The organism is Mesorhizobium sp. B2-1-1 (assembly GCF_006442975.2).
Taxonomy (GTDB): Bacteria; Pseudomonadota; Alphaproteobacteria; order Rhizobiales; family Rhizobiaceae; genus Mesorhizobium.
This window is the reverse complement of record NZ_CP083955.1, coordinates 361,016-378,306: the sequence shown is the minus strand read 5'-3', so window position 1 is coordinate 378,306 and position 17,291 is coordinate 361,016. Positions and strand designations below refer to the sequence as shown.

Here is a 17,291-nt window from a genome sequence, read left to right as displayed (position 1 = left end):
GCAAACCTGTCACACGTTCGAACTGCGGATCGTCCGGCAGACGGCGTCCGTCACGTCCTGCGTGGTCGCTGTGCCACCCACGTCCGGCGTCAGCACGCCCTCACTGGTCACTGTTTCCACTGCGCTCATCAACCGGACGGAGGCTGCGCTTTCGCCCAGATGTTCGAGCATCTGGGCAGCGGTCCAGAAGGTGGCGACCGGGTTGGCAATACCTTTGCCGGCGATGTCGAAGGCCGATCCGTGAATTGGCTCGAACATCGAGGGGTAGCGCCGCTCGGGATCAATGTTGGCGGTCGGTGCAACGCCGAGACTGCCCGCCAGCGCGCCCGCAAGGTCCGACAAAATGTCGGCGTGAAGATTGGTGGCGACGATCGTATCGAGGCTGCGAGGTTTGAGTGTCATACGCACCGTCATAGCATCAACCAGCATCTTGTCCCACGAGACGTCTGGGAACTCTTGCGCCACCTCGGCTGCGATTTCATCCCACATTACCATGCCGTGACGCTGCGCGTTGGATTTCGTAACCACAGTCAGGAGCTTTCGCGGCCGTGACCGCGCCAGCCGGAATGCATAGCGCATGATGCGCGTGACCCCGACGCGCGTGAAGATCGCGACTTCGGTTCCGACCTCCTCTGGGAGGCCGCGGTGGGCACGGCCGCCATGGCCGGAATACTCACCCTCCGAATTCTCCCGCACGATCACCCAATCCAGATCGCCGGGGCCAACGCCCGCCAGCGGCGAAACGATGCCCGGCAATATCCTGGTCGGCCGCACATTCGCGTATTGATCAAAGCCTTGGCAGATCGGCAGCCGGAGACCCCAAAGCGTGATGTCGTCGGGCACATCGGGAGCGCCGACCGCACCAAAGAAGATGGCATCGAAGCGCTTCAGTTGCGCCACTCCATCTTCGGGCATCATCCGGCCATTGGCCTTGTAGTAGTCCGAGCCCCAGTCGAAGTGCTGGACGCGCAGCTTGAAGTCGCCGCAGCGCTGCTGCAGCGCCTCAAGCGCCTGGAGACCGGCGGCGATCACCTCCGGGCCGATCCCGTCGGCAGGAATGGCGGCAATCTCGTATTCGCGCATCGTCACTTCCCTGTTTTCAGCACGGCTGCTCGCAGCCTTAATCTCGTGTGCGACCGATTGTTACCTGTAAGTTGATCTTCTCAGAATTCAGCGACCTTGCCCCACGCAGCGGTCTTCAGGCGTTCGGGCCTATAAGGACGCGGGTCGACAATAGGCTCGCTGCCTGTAATGATGTCGGCGATCATATGCCCCGCGCCGGGGCCAATGCCGAAGCCGTGACCACTGAATCCCGCCGCCAGGATGAAGCCCGGAATCCCCTCCACTTCACCGATCGCGGGAATGCCGTCGGGTGTACTGTCGATATAGCCCGCCCAGGCATCGGAGATTGCGACGCGCTGGAGTTCGGGGATCAATTCACAGGCTCTTCGATATGTCAGTCGAATCTGTCCCATGTCGGGCTTCGGGTCGAGAATCCGGTTCCGTTCCATTGGCGTAATATCGTCAAGGCCCCATTTGCGCAGGCTTTCATGGCCTTGGCGCCAGCCCTCGAAGGCGCCCGGGGCGAGATTGCGCCAGCGGCGGGCGAACATCGGGATAAACTCGCGGCTGAACCTGAACTGCTGCGGCGTTGGATCGACGCGAGCCCGCCCGCTGATAGCCAGCGTGTATCCACCGTTGCTGCGCCGCGTCAGCGAGACGCTCGCTGTATGCAGGGCATCGGGCAGGCCGCTTGCGCCTGGCGCCACGGCTAGAATGGATTGACGCACGGCAGCTTGCAGGAAGCGCATACCAAGCTGGTTGCAGAAGGAGGAAGCCCACGCGCCTCCGGACATGACCGCGGTCTTCGTACGGATGGTTCCCGCTTCCGTAACGACGCCACTGACCCTGCCAGCGCTCAACTCCAGCCCGCGCGCCGCGCAATGCTGATGGACGGTACCGCCGGCCGCCATGATACCGCGGGCGGCAACCGGCACTGCCTTGGACGGATCCGCCGTTCCGTCAGTCGGTGAGAAAACGCCGCCCTTCCACTTGCGTCCGGTCACCTTGCCCTTCTCGGTGGCTTCCTCCGCGCTCAGCACATGCGTCGTAACGCCCACTGTCCCGGCGAAGTCACGCCACTTCGCCCAGCCCGCCAGCTCATTTTCGTCTTGTGAGAGATAGAGGAGCCCGCACCGGCGAAATCCAGTGTTCTCGCCAGTCTCCTGTGCCACCTTCTCCCAGAGATCGAGGCTCTTGGTCGCCATCGGCAGCTCGCGCGCATCACGGTTCTGCTGGCGGCACCAGCCCCAGTTTCGACTGGACTGCTCGGCGGCCACCCGCCCTTTCTCGACCAGGGCGACGCTGAAGCCGCGGCGTGCGAGATAATACGCCGTGAACACGCCCACGACGCCGCCGCCGATCACGACGACGTCCGCCTCGCGGGGCAGGGAAGGGCTGCACTCGATGTGCATTAGCGGCGCGGGCATCTACGGGACTCCGGTTACTCTGAAGCATTCTAACCCGCGCCGAGAATAGACAGGCTGCGGAGTTGTGTGCCTGGACGGAATATCCTGCGGTTAGTGAGCCTTAGGACATGCAAATTATTGCGTGAAAAGCTCGCTGGCGTCCCACCTCACAGAGGGGAGGTAGGCTGAAGCCTCAAAGCCATCTCGTGTGAAGGGGCGTCGATTGCGTAAGCGGCCTATGGGGTCGAATCCCACGTGCCCGCATGGCAATCCGCGCCGTCGCTGGAGAAGACGTTGTCGCTGCGGCATTGCGGGGCCGGGCCAAGCAAGGCCTCGGCCGGTAGCGAAGCAGACGGCTTGATGTCGGCGTCGGCGAACAGTTGGACAAGGCCGGGCTTCGTCGGTTTGTCGCAAGCGGCTGCGCAGAACGAAAACCGCACGCCTGATCCGCTCTGGATCCGAAGCGCGGTGCCACATCCGATGACAACGCCCGCTTGCGGCCCGAGCACCAGCGGGCCGTCCCGGTCGCCGTGGGGATCAGCTCTCCTTCCACCACGACGATGGTTTCGATGTGGGGGAAGCTTGCGACTTCGAGCTCACCAATAAAGCTGGTTCGGCCCACGATCATCGAGTCCGGTCCTTCCCAGGCGATTTCGCGATGCCCCACCAAGGGGTCGTCCTTGCCGAACGCTGCCCTGCGGAAAGAGCTTGCAACGGGTGCGCCGTCGGCGCGATGCAGCACTATAGCCACGGTCATGATTGCTCTTGCGCCTTGCGTCATGATTTCACTGAAACCTAGCAGTCGGTTCCGTCGTGCTAAGCAGTCAACTGGGATCGCTCAGAGTGTGCGAGATCAGTTCCCGCGGGTGGGTAGCAGGGTAGAGCGGTTGACGTTGCCAGCAACACTTCACATCCTTCCTCGCCCAAGGCCACCGCACTGTGCTCAACGCCATATGGAACGACGATGAACTCTCCGGGTTCGATGATCTCTTCACGGTCACGAAATTTCATGAGCAGGCGTCCCCGGTGAACGAAGAACAGCTGATCGTCGTGCTGCCGAAATGACCAGTTAGAGCTTCCCTTGAACAGGGCGACCTGGATTTGCATGTTGTTGACATGCACCTCGACTTTAGGCTCCCAAGGCGCGTGCAGCCCGGCAAACTCAATTGACAAATTCTTCTTGTGAATTGGCGAAAGGTGCTTGTTCAGGGCAGCGACGTCGCGAATGATCGCGGTGAGTTGGCTTGGTAGGTCATTCCCATTGGCCGGGTACTTGCCATCCAAAGCCGCAGTCCCAATCGTAAAACCAGCTGCGCCTGCGCTTTGGACGACTGCGATTCGTTCAGGGGTGTCGATCGAACCTGCAATGTAGACAGGCTTGGTGACCGCAGCGCAGACAGCCTTCATCAACTCGGGCACGTTCTGCGCCGAACGGTATGCCAGCAGGTCCAGGCCATGCACTCCATCGCGCCCTGCAATCGTCTTGGCACTTTCGACAATTTCGTCGATGGCGCCTTCAAGCACGCTCGGATGACCGGCAATCCGACCCGGAAACGGGAAGTACTGGATGCCGGTGTCCCTGAGGATCGGCAGCACATCGTCGACCCGCGTGCCACCAAGAAGAACGTCAACGCCGATTGCGGCAGCTGCCTTTGCCGAAGCAATTTCGCTTTCGCGGTCCAGTGACACGACTTCCAGATAGGAAGTTGCACCGCCCGTCCTGATGGCTGCATTGAGGCCTTTCAGCTGCTCGATCGGCACGCCGATGTCTTTGAACCCGATGTGCCGCACGCCAAAGCTGAGCGCGGTTTGAAGTTGCTGCGACGCGTCCGGAACCGTGCGGTCATTGCGCGTAAGCATGAAGATAAAGCGTAACCCCATCGGTGGTGGTTCCTTTCGAATCTAGTTCGTTTTGGTTCGCGCCGCTACCAGCCGCTTGGCGTAGGCAAGCGCCGTTTCCAAGCTGGCCTGGTCTGCAATCCCCCGGCCCGCGATGTCGAAGGCCGTGCCATGATCTGGGCTGGTGCGGACGAACGGCAGGCCAAGCGTGATGTTCACGCCCTTTTCCAGCCCGAGATACTTCACAGGGATCAGCCCTTGATCGTGGTATTGTGCCACCACAACATCGAATCGGCCTTGACGTGCTTGCATGAAGACGGTGTCGCCCGGATAAGGGCCAGTGGCGTCGATGCCCTCGGCTCGGGCCGCGTCGATTGCAGGTTGTATGATCCGGATTTCCTCGTCCCCGAAGAGGCCGCCTTCACCTGCGTGCGGATTGAGACCTGCTACGGCGACACGCGGGATCGCGAAGCCGAGAGCTTTTCCACCGTCGTGGGCGAGCCGAATGGCGGATAGCTGAGCGTCGAAATCGCCCTGTTCGATCGCCTTGCTCAGCGACGTGTGGATCGTGACGAGCACCGTGCGGATGTCATCGTTCGCAAGCATCATCGCCACGCGCTTGGCGCAGCCGTAGTCGGCCAGAATTTCGGTATGGCCGGGGTAGCGGATTCCCGCGCTGGCCATCGCCTCTTTATTGATCGGGGCCGTGACGATGCCGCTCACTTGTCCGGACTTCGCTGCTGCGATCGCTGCAACGATGGCGTCGAAGGCCGCCTGCCCGGAGATCGCGCTGATACGCCCGATTGGTGGGGACCCGGTAATGCGGGTGGTTTCGATAACTTCAATTCGCCGCGGCTCGAATTGAGCTGCATCGGCAGCGTTGATGCGTCGCACCTCGATGTTCAACCCGAGCCGGCGTACAATATCCTGCATGACAACATAGCTGCCGAACACGACGACGCGTTCGCCGCCCTTCGCAAGCACCTTCGCCACGATCTCCGGTCCAATGCCGGAGGCGTCGCCCATCGTGAGAGCAAGCGGGGGAATGTTCTTCATTGGGTTGCTCCACGTATCCGCGCGACGGCGCGCGTCAGGGCGTCGTCACTGCCAAAGCCACCGGCCTTCATCGCGAACAGGAGCGAGCGCCCATCGCCAAGCCTGGCGAGACCAAGTGGGAATCCGGGATCGAGTTCTTGCAGGATCTCGAACTCACGGACGTTGAGAAGATCCAGGATCGCGTCCATCGTGTCGCCGCCGGTGGCGATCAAAGCGCCGAAGCGTGGGCTTTGAAGCTCTTGCGCTGCGTCTTGTGCGATACGGCGCAGCACCGCTGCCGAGTCCGCCTCGCGCGCCCTTGGTCCGCGCAGCAGCATCACGCCCCTGACCTCCTGGAGTTGGTCTGCCTGCTGATGACTGCGCAAATTTGCGCTCCCAATGACGACCAAGACATCGCTACTGATGCCATCGAGCAATGGCGGTGGGGTCTTCGCTTGCACAAAACGCCGCGATAGGGCTGCAGCCATTCCGGGAGAACCAACCCAAAGGACCGACTCTGGATCCTCGATGGAAGCAATCTGCGAATCGAGTTCTTCCTGCGTTTCTGCATCAAGCAGCCTGACATTCTTGATGCAGTTGGGGACCAGGTCGACTAGCGCGGAATGCCGCACGGGATGCACGGGGTCATGGCTATACGCACTTTCCGACACCGGGATGCCGTCAACGAACTGAATGCCCCTCACTGTCGTACGTCCGGCCTGGGGGAACGCCGGCGCGAAGAGCAGCGATTTGCGGCCGCTCGCCGCAAAACATGCTTCAAGCTCCTCCGTTATGTGGCCGCGTAGAGTGGAGTCCACCGTTTTATAGAGCACGGCACGGCTGGCAAGTCGTGCGGTCAATCGAGCGACCGCCTCGAACGCTTGCGACGAAGTAGCAGACCGCGAACCGCTATCGACTGCGATTACCGCTGCCGCTTGGTTCGGAAGCTGGCGTCTGCCGATCGATGCAGTCAAGCCGCGGGCGACGAAAGGTGCTGCGCCATCTGCCGCGCTGGTGAGGTCATCGGCGAGGACCGCTATGCTGGGTTGATGATGGGTGCGCATGCATCAATTAACAAAACGTCGCCAAGTATGAATAGCGATAGTTTCTGACGAAATCGGTGATAGATTGTCACTGATGGATCGCTCGGACATACCTTCGCTCGACGACCTGCGAGCGTTCGAAGCAACAGCGCGGCTGGGTTCGGTCCGGCTTGCAGCAGACTCGCTTGCGCTCACGCACGGCGCCGTGAGTCGCCGTATCACCAAACTCGCCCATGACATCGGGGTCAGGTTGTTTGAAAAGAATGGGCGAGGCCTGCGGCTCACCCCGGCTGGCGAGACACTCAACCTGACTCTCGGGAAGTTCTTCGGTGAGTTGGCCACCACAGTGCAAAGCCTGCGTACCGCCAATGCCGGGAAGAATGCCCTTGTGCTCTCCTGCGAGCCTTCAGTTGCCATGCGTTGGCTTATTCCGCGCCTGGCGGCGCTTCAAGTGGCGCATCCGAACATGGCCCTCCACCTCTCCGTGGGTGGTGGGCTTGTGGAATTTCGCAAGAAACAGGTCGATCTCGCTATTCGACGGCTGGACTTCGCTGTGCCCGAGACATGGAACGTCCGGACCCTTTTCCCCGAAACGGTTGGGCCCGTTATGAGGCCGGAAGTGGTGCCAGCGTTCGAACGTGGCGACTATCTCGCTCTCGGGTCGAAGACTCGACCTGACGCGTGGGCGCAATGGCTGAAGACCCATCCGTCGGCGCGTCGACCCACAGAAATGCGATACTACGACAATCACGCGCTGATCGTCGAGGCAGCGTCCGCAGGCTTGGGTGTAGCCCTCAGTCCGCTCGTACTCGCGGTTGACGATGTGGAACGAGGAAGCCTGGCGGCGCCTGCTGGCTTTGACCCCGACGGCAGTCAATATGGGTTGATATGGTTGGGGTCGAGTGAACTGCAAGGTGTGGAGTTTGAACTCGCAGAGTGGCTCCAAGCGCAGTTCAGCGGCCTGAGCCCCCAGCACCTTTGAAAGAGCGCCCTGCGAGCTTCGCCTAGCTGAATGTGGTCGACCGGCATCGAAAAGCAGCAACCGAGCATTGATAGGCCGGGTAGAGTTTCTCGATGAGCGGCACAGTTTGCCGTGCTTGGTTCCGCACTACCATTTTACAGGCATCCTGATGAGGCATCGCATGGGCGCATCACGGGCTTCGTACAGGTGACGCCGGTTACTACCTACCTTCAACGCCTGGATGGGTGCCAATCCATTTCAAATGCGGAAAATCCCGGCGCGGCGGATCGTGCAAATTCCTGTGACAAGGAATGCCGTGCCCGCCTTGGACAGGTCGGCACGGCGGCTGGCCTCATTGCTCATTCATTTTTGGGGCAATCACTCTCAGACTCTCACCTATCCCACGCTATCATCATCAGGCCAAACAGAGTGAAATGCCAATTCGGACGCTCTTTTCAGAAGTTCGTGCTGCTCGCGGGCCAAGTTTCGATGACTCTGCGGAAACAGAACAGTCAAACTGGCTGAAAGAACGGAGCCAACCTCTTTATGGCGGGCAGGCTCCAGAGGACATCCGATAAGGCACAGTTTGCCCCATCGGTGAGTTCTCCAAGAAAAGGGAACACAGTTCGGTACACGGCCGGATTTTCATAAGGGAGTGGCCTGGATGAGCAGAACCCGTCTCTCGCGGCCTCAGCGTGCGAAGCGTCGAGATGCCCAGGCTACGGCTGTTGCGGTGAGGCGCTTCTGCTCAAAGGGCGATGATGCGGTCCGCAACAGCGTGGACCCGCTCGGTTGAAGGGGATCTGATCCAGATGGTCGCAAGCATCCAGGCTGTTGCCCCCCATGACATAGCGCTTTCGGTGCGCGATCTGACCGTAAGCCTGCCGGCCGGGATGGAGCGGGTCCATGCGGTCGAGAATATCTCGTTCGATCTGAAACGCGGCCAGATCCTCTGCATCATAGGCGAGTCCGGATCAGGCAAGTCGGTCACGGCGAACGCGATCATGGGGCTCCTGCCCAAGGTGATCCGCCTCTCATCGGGTTCAATACAGTTGGAGGGGATGAACATCATCGGCATGTCGCCCGACAAGCTGCGCAACCTGCGTGGTCGGGTCGTGTCGATGATCTTTCAGGATCCGCTCTCGGCGCTCAATCCCCTGATGACCGTGGGCGCGCAGATTGACGAGGTCATGGCCGCGCATGGATACGGCACGCCAAAAACCTGCCGCGACCGCGCCATCGAGCTGCTCACTGAAGTGGGCCTGCCTGACCCCGAACTCATGTATCATCAGTACCCTTTCCGGCTTTCGGGCGGGCAGCGACAGCGCGTCATGATCGCCATGGCCTTGGCGCTCGAGCCGACGGTGCTGATCGCCGATGAGCCAACCACTGCGCTCGACGTGACCACCCAGGCACAGATTCTGGAGTTGATCCGCGACATTCAGCGCCGCAAGGGCATGAGCGTGATGTTCATCACCCACGATTTTGGCGTGGTGGCGGAGATCGCCGACAGCGTCGTGGTGATGGAAAAAGGTCACATCGTCGAGCAGGGCAGCGCCGAGCAGGTGCTGAAGTCGCCCAAGCATCCCTATACGCAGCGCCTGATCGCGGCCGTACCGCATCTGACCGGCGAAGATCGCCCTCGTGCGGAAGCCGCCAGCAAGGAGCCGATCCTGAAAGTCGAAGGTCTGGTGAAGACCTATCGTGGCGGCAGCGCGCTATTCGGAGCGCAGCGGATTGTGATGGCGGTGAACGAGGTTTCGTTCGAACTGGCGCAAGGCCGCACCCTGGGCGTCGTAGGCGAGAGCGGTTCAGGAAAATCCTCGCTGGGCCGGCTTCTGATCAAATTGCTGGACAGCGACGGCGGCGAGATTTTGTTCGAGGGATCTGACATCGCCAAGCTTTCCGAAGCGAAGTTCCGCCCACTTCGACCGCGGATCCAGATGATCTTCCAGGATCCCTTCGCGTCTCTGAACCCACGCTCAACGGTCGGCCATATCATCACGGTCGGTCCGGTGGCACACGGAATGCCTTACGCCCAAGCGCGCGAGGAAGCGCGGGCGCTCCTGGCCCATGTCGGTCTCGATGTCGGCGCCTTCGGCCGCTATCCGCACGAGTTCTCGGGTGGGCAACGCCAGCGCATAGGCATCGCGCGCGCGCTGATGTTCAAACCGAAGCTGCTCATTGCCGATGAGGCGGTTTCCGCGCTCGACGTGTCGATCCAGGCGCAGATCCTGCAGCTTCTGGACCAGATCCAGCGCGAGACTGGCGTATCGATGGTCTTCATCACGCACGACCTGCGAGTCGCCAGCCAAATCTGCGATGAAATCGCCGTGATGCAGAAGGGCCGGATCGTCGAGCGCGGACCGCCCTCGCAGATATTCCTGAACCCGCAAGCAGCCTACACGCGCCAACTCGTGGCGGCGATTCCGGGGGAGCGGCCAGGCAATGCCCGTCCCATTGCAGCAAACGCATGAAAAATAACAAGAGAGGAACTACGATGACCAAAAATGCAACGACTACATCCAACTATTCGAGACGCCAGGCACTCCGACTGATGGCGCTAGGGGGGGCTGCAGGCTTGATCGCGCCCAATCTTCTGGGCAAGTCCGCTTTCGCCAAGACCCCTGCCACGGGCCCGGCCGGTCGCGTCGTCGTCGGCCTCTCACAAGAGCCGACGGTGTTCAATCCGCTGATGGCGCATATCGAAGTCGATGACGCGGTCCATTTCTCGGTTTTCGATGCGTTGGTCAGGATGGATGCCGAAGGTGTCCTTCAGCCGAACCTCGCGGCCGAGGTGCCAAGCCAGAAGAACGGCGGCATTTCGGAGGATGGTCTCAACTGGCGCATCCGGTTACGTGACAATGTTCGCTGGCACGACGGCGAGCCCTTCACGGCCGAGGACGTGAAATTCACCCTTGAGCTCATCACCAACCCGAAATTTCGCGCTTGGCGTACAAGCGGCCATTCGCTCGTGCAGGACATTACGGTGGTTTCGCCCACCGAGATCACCTGGCGGATGAAGGAGGCTTTTGCGCCCTATCTGTCGTTCCTGGCCGAAACCTTCATAGTGCCCAAGCACATCCTGGGGAAAGAGGGCGATCCGAATACAGCGGCGTTCAACCAGGCGCCGATCGGCACCGGCGCTTTCAAGTGGAGCCAACGGGTAGCCGGCGACCATATCGAGCTCGTCGCCAACCCCGAGTATGCCGGCGAGGGCCCCTATGTCGAGCAGCTCATCTTCAAATACATCCCCGATATGACGGTGCTCTACACGCAGTTCAAGAGCGGCGACGTCGACCTGGTCGATCAATCCTACATTACCGCCGACCATTATGCTGAAGCCCGCGAATTGCCAGACCGCGTGGTGACACTGGAGACCGGCGCATCCGTGGAGTCGATCTACCTCAATCTGGGGCGCCCGCAGTTCAAGGACCTGGCAGTGCGCCAGGCGCTTTACGCCGCAATGGACAGGAAAGCGATCGTTGACACGATCTATTACGGCGTGGGCACTCTCACCGAGACCTTCATGCCGAAGGAGTCCTACTACTACAATCCGAACCTGCCCGCGCAGGAATTCAATATGGACCGCGCGCGACAAATTCTGGATGAGGCCGGCTGGGCGCCAGGCCCGGATGGAATTCGCGCCAAGGATGGAGTGCGACTGTCCTTTGCCAATTCGACGACGTCAGGCAACAATCTTCGCGAGCAGACGCAGCAGTTCCTGCAGCAGACGTTTGCCGAGATCGGCGTCGAGATGACGATCTCGAACTTGCCGGCTGCGGTCATGTGGGGCGAATTCTGGCTGAAGTCGCAGTTCGACACCGCCATGGTGGGCGTTACCTATCTGATTGCCGCGGACCCCGACGCCACAAACCGCCTCCATACGAAGGCAATCGCTGCTCAAGGCGGGCACGGTTCGAACACCGGGCAGTATTCCAACCCCGAAGTCGATGCCCTGCTTGAAAAGGGTGCTCGCAGCTTCGATCAGGAAGAGCGGCACGGGATCTATAACCGCGTGCAGGAAGTGGTGCGTCACGATCTGCCCTTCCTGCCGCTGTTAGCGATCACCAACGTGCTCGGACGCAAGGCAGGGTTGGACGGTTTCAAGCCCAATGCCAACACGCGCACCGCGTCGTGGCATGCCGCAGACTGGCGCTGGAAGGCCTGATCCATCCTATTGCCGTCGCCGGATTTCACTGCGGCGACGGCAACAGCCTAAAATCGCCAACCCACAACGGAGGACTCAGAATGCGCGGCTTCCTGCTCAATCGCCTCTCGCAGAGCCTGGTGCTGCTTGTGATCGTTTCGATCATCGGCTTCGGCATTCTGAACCTCCTCCCGGGCGGCCCACTGGCGCAATTCGGGCTCGATCCCGGAATGACCCAGCAGGATATCGAGCGGCTGAAGGGATTGCTTGGCCTCGATCGGCCTATATGGATCCAATACCTGGACTGGGCATGGCGGCTGCTGCAGGGCGACTGGGGACACTCCTTCCGCGACGGAGCGCCGGTATTGCAGATCATTGGCAGCCACGTGTTCGCCACGCTGCTGCTGATGGGATCTTCAACCGTGATTGCGATCTCCATTGGCGCCTGGATTGGAATTCGGGGCGCCACACGCCGCTACTCGCTATTCGACTATCTAGCGACTGTCGGTGCCATGATCGCTTTGTCGGTCCCTACCTTCTGGTTCGGACTCGTCGGCATCTACATCTTTTCCCTGAAGCTGGGCTGGCTGCCCGCGGGCAATATGTCCGAGATCGGAGATGCCTCGATCCTGGGATATCTCCACCATTTGATCCTGCCAAGTATCGTGCTGTCGCTGGTCCATGTCGCGATCTGGAGCCGCTACATGCGGACGGCGACCCTCGACGCCATCAGCCAGGACTTCGTCAAGACGGCTCGGGCCAAGGGATTGAGCGAACGGCGGATTCTGATGAGGCATGTCGTCGGCAACGCACTCTTGCCGATGATTACCTTGGCCGGGATGCAGCTTCCCAGTGTTCTCACCGGCGCTCTGGTGACCGAAACCGTCTTTACCTGGCCGGGAATGGGACGGTTGTTCCTGGATAGCCTTGGCTATAGCGACTATCCGGTTGTGATGGGGCTTTTGATGTTCTCGGCCATCCTCGTTCTGCTTGGAAACCTAATCGCCGACATTGTCGTCGCTATTGTCGATCCACGTATTCGCCTGGCTTGAGCGCGCAACTTCCCCGACAGGAGACAGCCGATATGACCGCTCTCACCGCAAATGCAGCTCCAAGCCGATGGACAAACAACCGCGCGGCGCTTCGTTTCATGAGACACCGCCTGGCGCTGCTCGGGTTGGCGATGATCATTTTCCTCGTGCTTGCTTGCGTGCTCGGCCCCCATCTACTGCCTTATGACTCACTGTATATCGATCTGCGGGCCCGCTTTGCCCCACCGCTGACGGGCCACCACTTTCTGGGCACTGATCCGCTTGGCCGCGACCTTGCGGCAAGATTGTTGATGGCGGGACGAATCTCGCTGCTGGTGGGTTTCTTCGCCATGGTGTTGTCGACCCTCGTCGGCACGCTTGTCGGCGTGATCGCCGGCTATCGCGGCGGCTGGATCGGGGCGACGCTGATGCGCACGGTCGATGGCTTCCTGTCGTTCCCTTCGATCTTTCTGCTCCTGGCGCTGGCTGCGGCACTGAAGCCCAGCCCTGTGATGATCACCGTCATCATCGCCCTCACCAGTTGGATGGAGGTTGCCCGTATCGTGGAAGCGGAAGTCCGCTCGTTGCGGGAACGCGAGTTCGTCCTGGCCGGGCGCATGCTGGGATTGAGCGGCACCCACATCATGTTCCGCGAGATACTGCCCAACGCCATGGGACCCATTATCGTTGCTTCCACCCTGACGGTCGCGCGCGCCATTCTGATGGAAGCCTACATCAGCTTCCTGGGCTACGGAATTCAGCCGCCATTGCCCAGCTGGGGCAACATGCTCAACGGCGCCCAGCAATATCTGGGCAGCGCACCTTGGCTGGCCATCATTCCCGGAGCTGCAATCACCATCGCGGTGACCAGTTTCAATTTCATTGGTGACGGACTGCGTGACGCGCTGGACGTCCGGGACGACCATATTTGAAGTGCCGCGAGCGGCCGCTTTCTTAATCCCTGGAACATCAAGAGAAGTCAGTCACGTGCAAGAGCCCAAAGTCGCCGAAAAGAACACGCCCTACTGGTGGGAAGCGGCGCCCGTCATGCCGCTGCCGCGGCAGCCGCTGGCAAAGAAGCTCGATGTGGTGATTGTCGGCGCCGGCTATGCCGGGCTTTCGGCTGGGCTTGTGCTGGCGCGCGAGGGGCGCTCGGTCGCCGCTTTCGATGCGATGCATCCGGGCGAGGGTGCTTCCACGCGCAACGGCGGGATTACGAGCGGCAGCATCCGGCCGGACCATGCCACGATCACCCGGCGCTTCGGTGAAGAGAAGGCCGTGGCGATCGAGGCCGAGGGCAAGATCGCGCGCGAATTCCTCTACGACTTCATCAAGACCGAAGGGCTCGACTGCGACTTCCGGCTGGTTGGCCAGTTCAAAGGCGCTTTCGGGTATCAACAGTATGAGATAATGGCGCGTGGCGCCGAGACACTGGCGAAGAAACTGGGGATCCAGTCCTACGCCGTTCCGCATGCCGAGCAGCGAAATTATATCGGCACCGATTTCTACCGCGGTGGAACCGTCCGGATGGACATTGGCGCGCTGCATCCCGCAAAATTCCACGCTGAACTCCTGCGGGTGGCGCTCGGATCCGGGTTGACGGTCCATTCGCATACAGCGGTCAAATCGATCGAGAGGAATGGTTCGGGGTTCCGCGTCACGACACCGGCAGGGACGGTGGATGCACGGCAGGTTCTGGTCTGCACCAATGGCTATACCGACGGCGCCGCTCCGTTCCTGCGTCGCCGCTTGGTTCCGGTCCGCAGCCGGATCATCGTGACCGAGGAACTTGCGCCCGATGTCATGGCGCAACTGATGCCGAAGCTGATGACGATCACCGAAAACCGGCAACTCGGTTTTTATTATCGTCCCTCGCCCGACGGGAAACGCATTCTGCTGGGCGGGCGCGACAGTTCTCGCGTCGGCGATCCGGTGGCGCCGAAACTTCTGCTACGCAAGGGCTTGGTGAACCTTTTCCCGGAATTGGAAAACGTCCGCCTTTCGCATTGCTGGTTCGGCAACGTGGCGATGAACCGCGATATGCTGCCCCGCATCTTCGAGAAGGAAGGTGTGGTCTATGCCACCGGCTTCTGCGGTTCGGGCGTGGTCTGGGCGCCATGGATCGGCATGCGTGCGGCCCACAAGCTGATGAGGCATGGCGAGCAGTCCCGCACGGCGTTCGACTTTCGACCGCCTTCGGCCATCCCGCTCTATCGCGGCGATCCGTGGTTCATGCCTGCGATTATCCAGGGCTACCGGTTGCAGGACCGTATCGCCTTCTGGCGCGCCAGCCGCTGACGGCCAAAGGTGACGGCCTTTTTTGACTATTCGTCGCTGCGGCCCGGCTGGAGGCACCGCGGAGCTTGAGGGCGCTGGCGAAGCGCTATGGAATCAACCAGAAGACCGTCGCGAAGTTGCAGAGTCGAATCTGTGTCCTCGATCTGCCGATTGGGCCGAAGGAGGCGCGGTCGACCCTGCTCACGGTCGATGAAGAGGCCGTCATCGTCGCCTTTTGACGCTATACGCTGCTGCCGCAGGATGACTGCTTCTATGCGTTGCAGCCGACGATCCCGCATCAGGGCAAGCAGCACAAGTTCGTCGCCATCTATCGTACCTCGAAGGGCGCCTTCATGGAATTGCATGAGAAGGCCACCACTGTCGTCTCCCGAGAGTTCCTGCTCCGGCTGATCGCGGCCGTTCCCCATAAGATCCACACAGTGCTCACCGACGATGGAATCAGTTCACCACACCTAATGCCGGAGGCTCGGCCGTGCCGCAGATCAATGAGGCTATCGCCAACGGCGAACGCTTCTGGGCGCACGCCTTCGAATATGCCTGCGCCACGAACGACATCGAGCACCGTACGACTAAGGCCAAGCATTGGACCAATGGACAGGTCGAGAGGATGTACCGCACGATTAAGGACGCCACGGTCAAACGCGTCTACTAGGGAAGTCACGATCAGCTCAGGTAACACCTCGGACTTCTTCGCCGACTACAACTTCGCACGCAGGCTCAAGACCCTCAAGCGCGTTCCAACGGACTCGCGAAGCGGTTACGCCGCCCTGCGCCGAACTGGAACTCGGTCGGGCTTGAGCAGATCGTATCGGTCAAGGGATCAAGAAACCGCACATCTGGCGAAGTCCTAGATGATTTCGGCACATTCTTTCGAGCGCACGATGCGATGAAGGGCTGATCGGAACTTTGCTTCCGCATTCATGGCAGCCGAGGTTGGTTGGAACATGTCGCCCCGAGTCGAGCGCATTCACAGCGATGAGCGTCTCCCGGCCGAAGTCGACGTCGTCATCGTCGGCGGCGGCATCCTCGGCTCTACGGCCGCCTATTTCCTGGCGAAGCGTGGCCTCTCTGTGGCTCTGCTAGAGAAGGGCCACGTCGCCTGTGAACAATCGAGCCGAAACTGGGGTTGGTGCCGTCAGCAGAACCGCGATCGGCGCGAACTGCCGCTCTCGGTGATCTCCATGCGACTGTGGGACGAGCTGACGCGCGATATCAATCGGGACCTTGGATTTCGACGCTGCGGTCTCGTCTATGCGACTCACGACGAGGCTGTGCTCGCCGGCTGGGAAAGGTGGCGCGAGGTCGCCAGGGAGTACGAGGTCGACACCCGCATGCTGAGCCGGGCGGAGGTGGCCGAGCGCGTCCCCGAAGCACGCGACAAATGGGTCGGCGGGACCTATTCAGACCGGGATGGTAAGGCAGAACCTGCGCTCGCCGCGCCGGCTATCGCCGAAGGGGCCAGAGCTCTGGGCGCCACCATCCACCAGGAATGCGCCGCGCGGGCGCTCGACTTGGCCAATGGCAAGATTGCGGGCGTGCACACGGAGAAGGGCTACATCAGAACCGGCGCGGTGCTGTGCGCCGCTGGCGCCTGGTCCTCGCGCTTCCTTAGGCCGCTCGGGATCAGTTTCCCCCAAGCAAGCATCCGGCAGACCGCGCTGCGTTCCACCCCGACAATCAACATAGGCGAGGCGGTCTCCACACCCTACTGCACGATCACGCGCCGACTGGACGGCAGCTATACGCTTGCGATCAGCGGCAAGGCGAACCTCGAAATCACGCCCCAAGCTATCCGGTATAGTCGGGAATTCATGCCGCAATTCTTGCGTCGCCTAAAGAACGTCAGGCTCGGCATCGGCCAATCGTTCCTTTCGGGGCCGGATTCAATGCCGGCGCTGCTGACCAGCGACGATCGGATCTTCGAACAGAATCGGGTGCTGGATCCTCCACCCTTAAAATGGCTGGTAAGCCAAGTGGTGGAGAGTGTCCGGAAGACCTTCCCCCAACTCGGCGACATAGAGATCGATAGTGCCTGGGGCGGCTTCGTCGATTGCACGCCGGACGCAGTGCCTGTGGTGTCGCAGGTGGACGCGGTGAAAGGTCTCGTCCTCGCGGCGGGCTGCTCGGGCCACGGCTTCGGTTTGGGCCCGGGGCTTGGCTATCTGGCCGCAGAGCTGGTCGTAAACGACACGCCTTGCGTCGATCCTACACCGTTCCGCCTGTCGCGTCTGGTCGACGGCTCGAAGCTGGACATCGCCGCTATCTGAAGATCAGTGGGAAGTCAGGCCTGACGCGCACCAACAAGCGCCGCTATGGCCTGCAGGACAAGATCGCCTGGTGGCGGGCCCAACGCTGACGGCTAAAGCTGGCGGCCCATTGACCATGCGGCGCTGCGGCCCGGCTGAATGATCGCGTCTCCAACGAAGACCATCACATGCACTACATCTCCACACGCGGCCATTGGTT

12 protein-coding genes and 2 pseudogenes are annotated in these 17,291 nt (G+C 61.1%); 8 read left to right on the top strand and 6 right to left on the bottom strand.

The features are described from left to right. Positions 1–9: 9 nt before the first annotated feature. From FJ972_RS29685 to FJ972_RS29660, 6 genes and pseudogenes are all read right to left on the bottom strand, one after another. On the bottom strand, positions 10–1,083 hold the full coding sequence (locus FJ972_RS29685; protein ID WP_140523338.1) for a tartrate dehydrogenase: 1,074 nt from the start codon (positions 1,081–1,083) through the stop codon (positions 10–12). An 80-nt stretch (positions 1,084–1,163) separates the two neighbouring features. Further along, positions 1,164–2,489: an NAD(P)/FAD-dependent oxidoreductase gene (locus FJ972_RS29680; RefSeq protein ID WP_140523340.1), complete on the bottom strand. Its 1,326-nt coding sequence runs from the start codon at positions 2,487–2,489 to the stop codon at positions 1,164–1,166. A gap of 218 nt (positions 2,490–2,707) precedes the next feature. Then, positions 2,708–3,225: pseudogene (locus FJ972_RS29675) on the bottom strand (hypothetical protein); the annotation flags it as partial. 59 nt (positions 3,226–3,284) lie between these two features. Beyond that, on the bottom strand, positions 3,285–4,349 hold the full coding sequence (locus FJ972_RS29670) for a cupin domain-containing protein (RefSeq protein WP_140499543.1): 1,065 nt from the start codon (positions 4,347–4,349) through the stop codon (positions 3,285–3,287). Between the two features lie 21 nt (positions 4,350–4,370). Continuing rightward, on the bottom strand, positions 4,371–5,363 hold the full coding sequence (pdxA, locus tag FJ972_RS29665) for a 4-hydroxythreonine-4-phosphate dehydrogenase PdxA (protein WP_140523343.1): 993 nt from the start codon (positions 5,361–5,363) through the stop codon (positions 4,371–4,373). Further along, entirely contained in the window at positions 5,360–6,406 is a 1,047-nt protein-coding gene (locus FJ972_RS29660) for a four-carbon acid sugar kinase family protein (RefSeq protein ID WP_140499539.1), read from the bottom strand. The genes pdxA and FJ972_RS29660 overlap by 4 nt, the downstream gene beginning before the upstream one ends. Before the next feature lie 73 nt (positions 6,407–6,479). On the opposite strand from FJ972_RS29660, the gene FJ972_RS29655 reads away from it, so the two are divergent. The 8 genes and pseudogenes from FJ972_RS29655 to FJ972_RS29620 all read left to right on the top strand — a co-directional run bounded on the left by FJ972_RS29655 (position 6,480) and on the right by FJ972_RS29620 (position 17,092). Continuing rightward, positions 6,480–7,367, top strand: a complete 888-nt coding sequence (locus tag FJ972_RS29655; protein WP_140499537.1) for a LysR family transcriptional regulator — start codon at positions 6,480–6,482, stop codon at positions 7,365–7,367. A 791-nt stretch (positions 7,368–8,158) separates the two neighbouring features. Further along, positions 8,159–9,823 (top strand): ABC transporter ATP-binding protein, encoded by a 1,665-nt coding sequence (locus FJ972_RS29650; RefSeq protein ID WP_140499535.1) that lies wholly within the window; start codon positions 8,159–8,161, stop codon positions 9,821–9,823. A gap of 23 nt (positions 9,824–9,846) precedes the next feature. Then, complete coding sequence (locus tag FJ972_RS29645) at positions 9,847–11,517, top strand: peptide ABC transporter substrate-binding protein (RefSeq protein WP_140499533.1); 1,671 nt, start codon at positions 9,847–9,849, stop codon at positions 11,515–11,517. 80 nt (positions 11,518–11,597) lie between these two features. Continuing rightward, on the top strand, positions 11,598–12,548 hold the full coding sequence (locus tag FJ972_RS29640) for an ABC transporter permease (protein ID WP_140499531.1): 951 nt from the start codon (positions 11,598–11,600) through the stop codon (positions 12,546–12,548). Between the two features lie 32 nt (positions 12,549–12,580). Continuing rightward, positions 12,581–13,459 carry an ABC transporter permease gene (locus FJ972_RS29635; RefSeq protein WP_140499530.1) on the top strand — a complete coding sequence of 293 codons (879 nt, stop codon included), beginning with the start codon at positions 12,581–12,583 and terminating at the stop codon, positions 13,457–13,459. A 115-nt stretch (positions 13,460–13,574) separates the two neighbouring features. Then, positions 13,575–14,825 (top strand): NAD(P)/FAD-dependent oxidoreductase, encoded by a 1,251-nt coding sequence (locus FJ972_RS29630; protein WP_413466346.1) that lies wholly within the window; start codon positions 13,575–13,577, stop codon positions 14,823–14,825. A 47-nt stretch (positions 14,826–14,872) separates the two neighbouring features. Next, a pseudogene (locus FJ972_RS29625) lies at positions 14,873–15,556 on the top strand (integrase core domain-containing protein); the annotation flags it as partial. A 213-nt stretch (positions 15,557–15,769) separates the two neighbouring features. Further along, on the top strand, positions 15,770–17,092 hold the full coding sequence (locus FJ972_RS29620; RefSeq protein WP_140499813.1) for an NAD(P)/FAD-dependent oxidoreductase: 1,323 nt from the start codon (positions 15,770–15,772) through the stop codon (positions 17,090–17,092). Positions 17,093–17,291 lie beyond the last annotated feature (199 nt).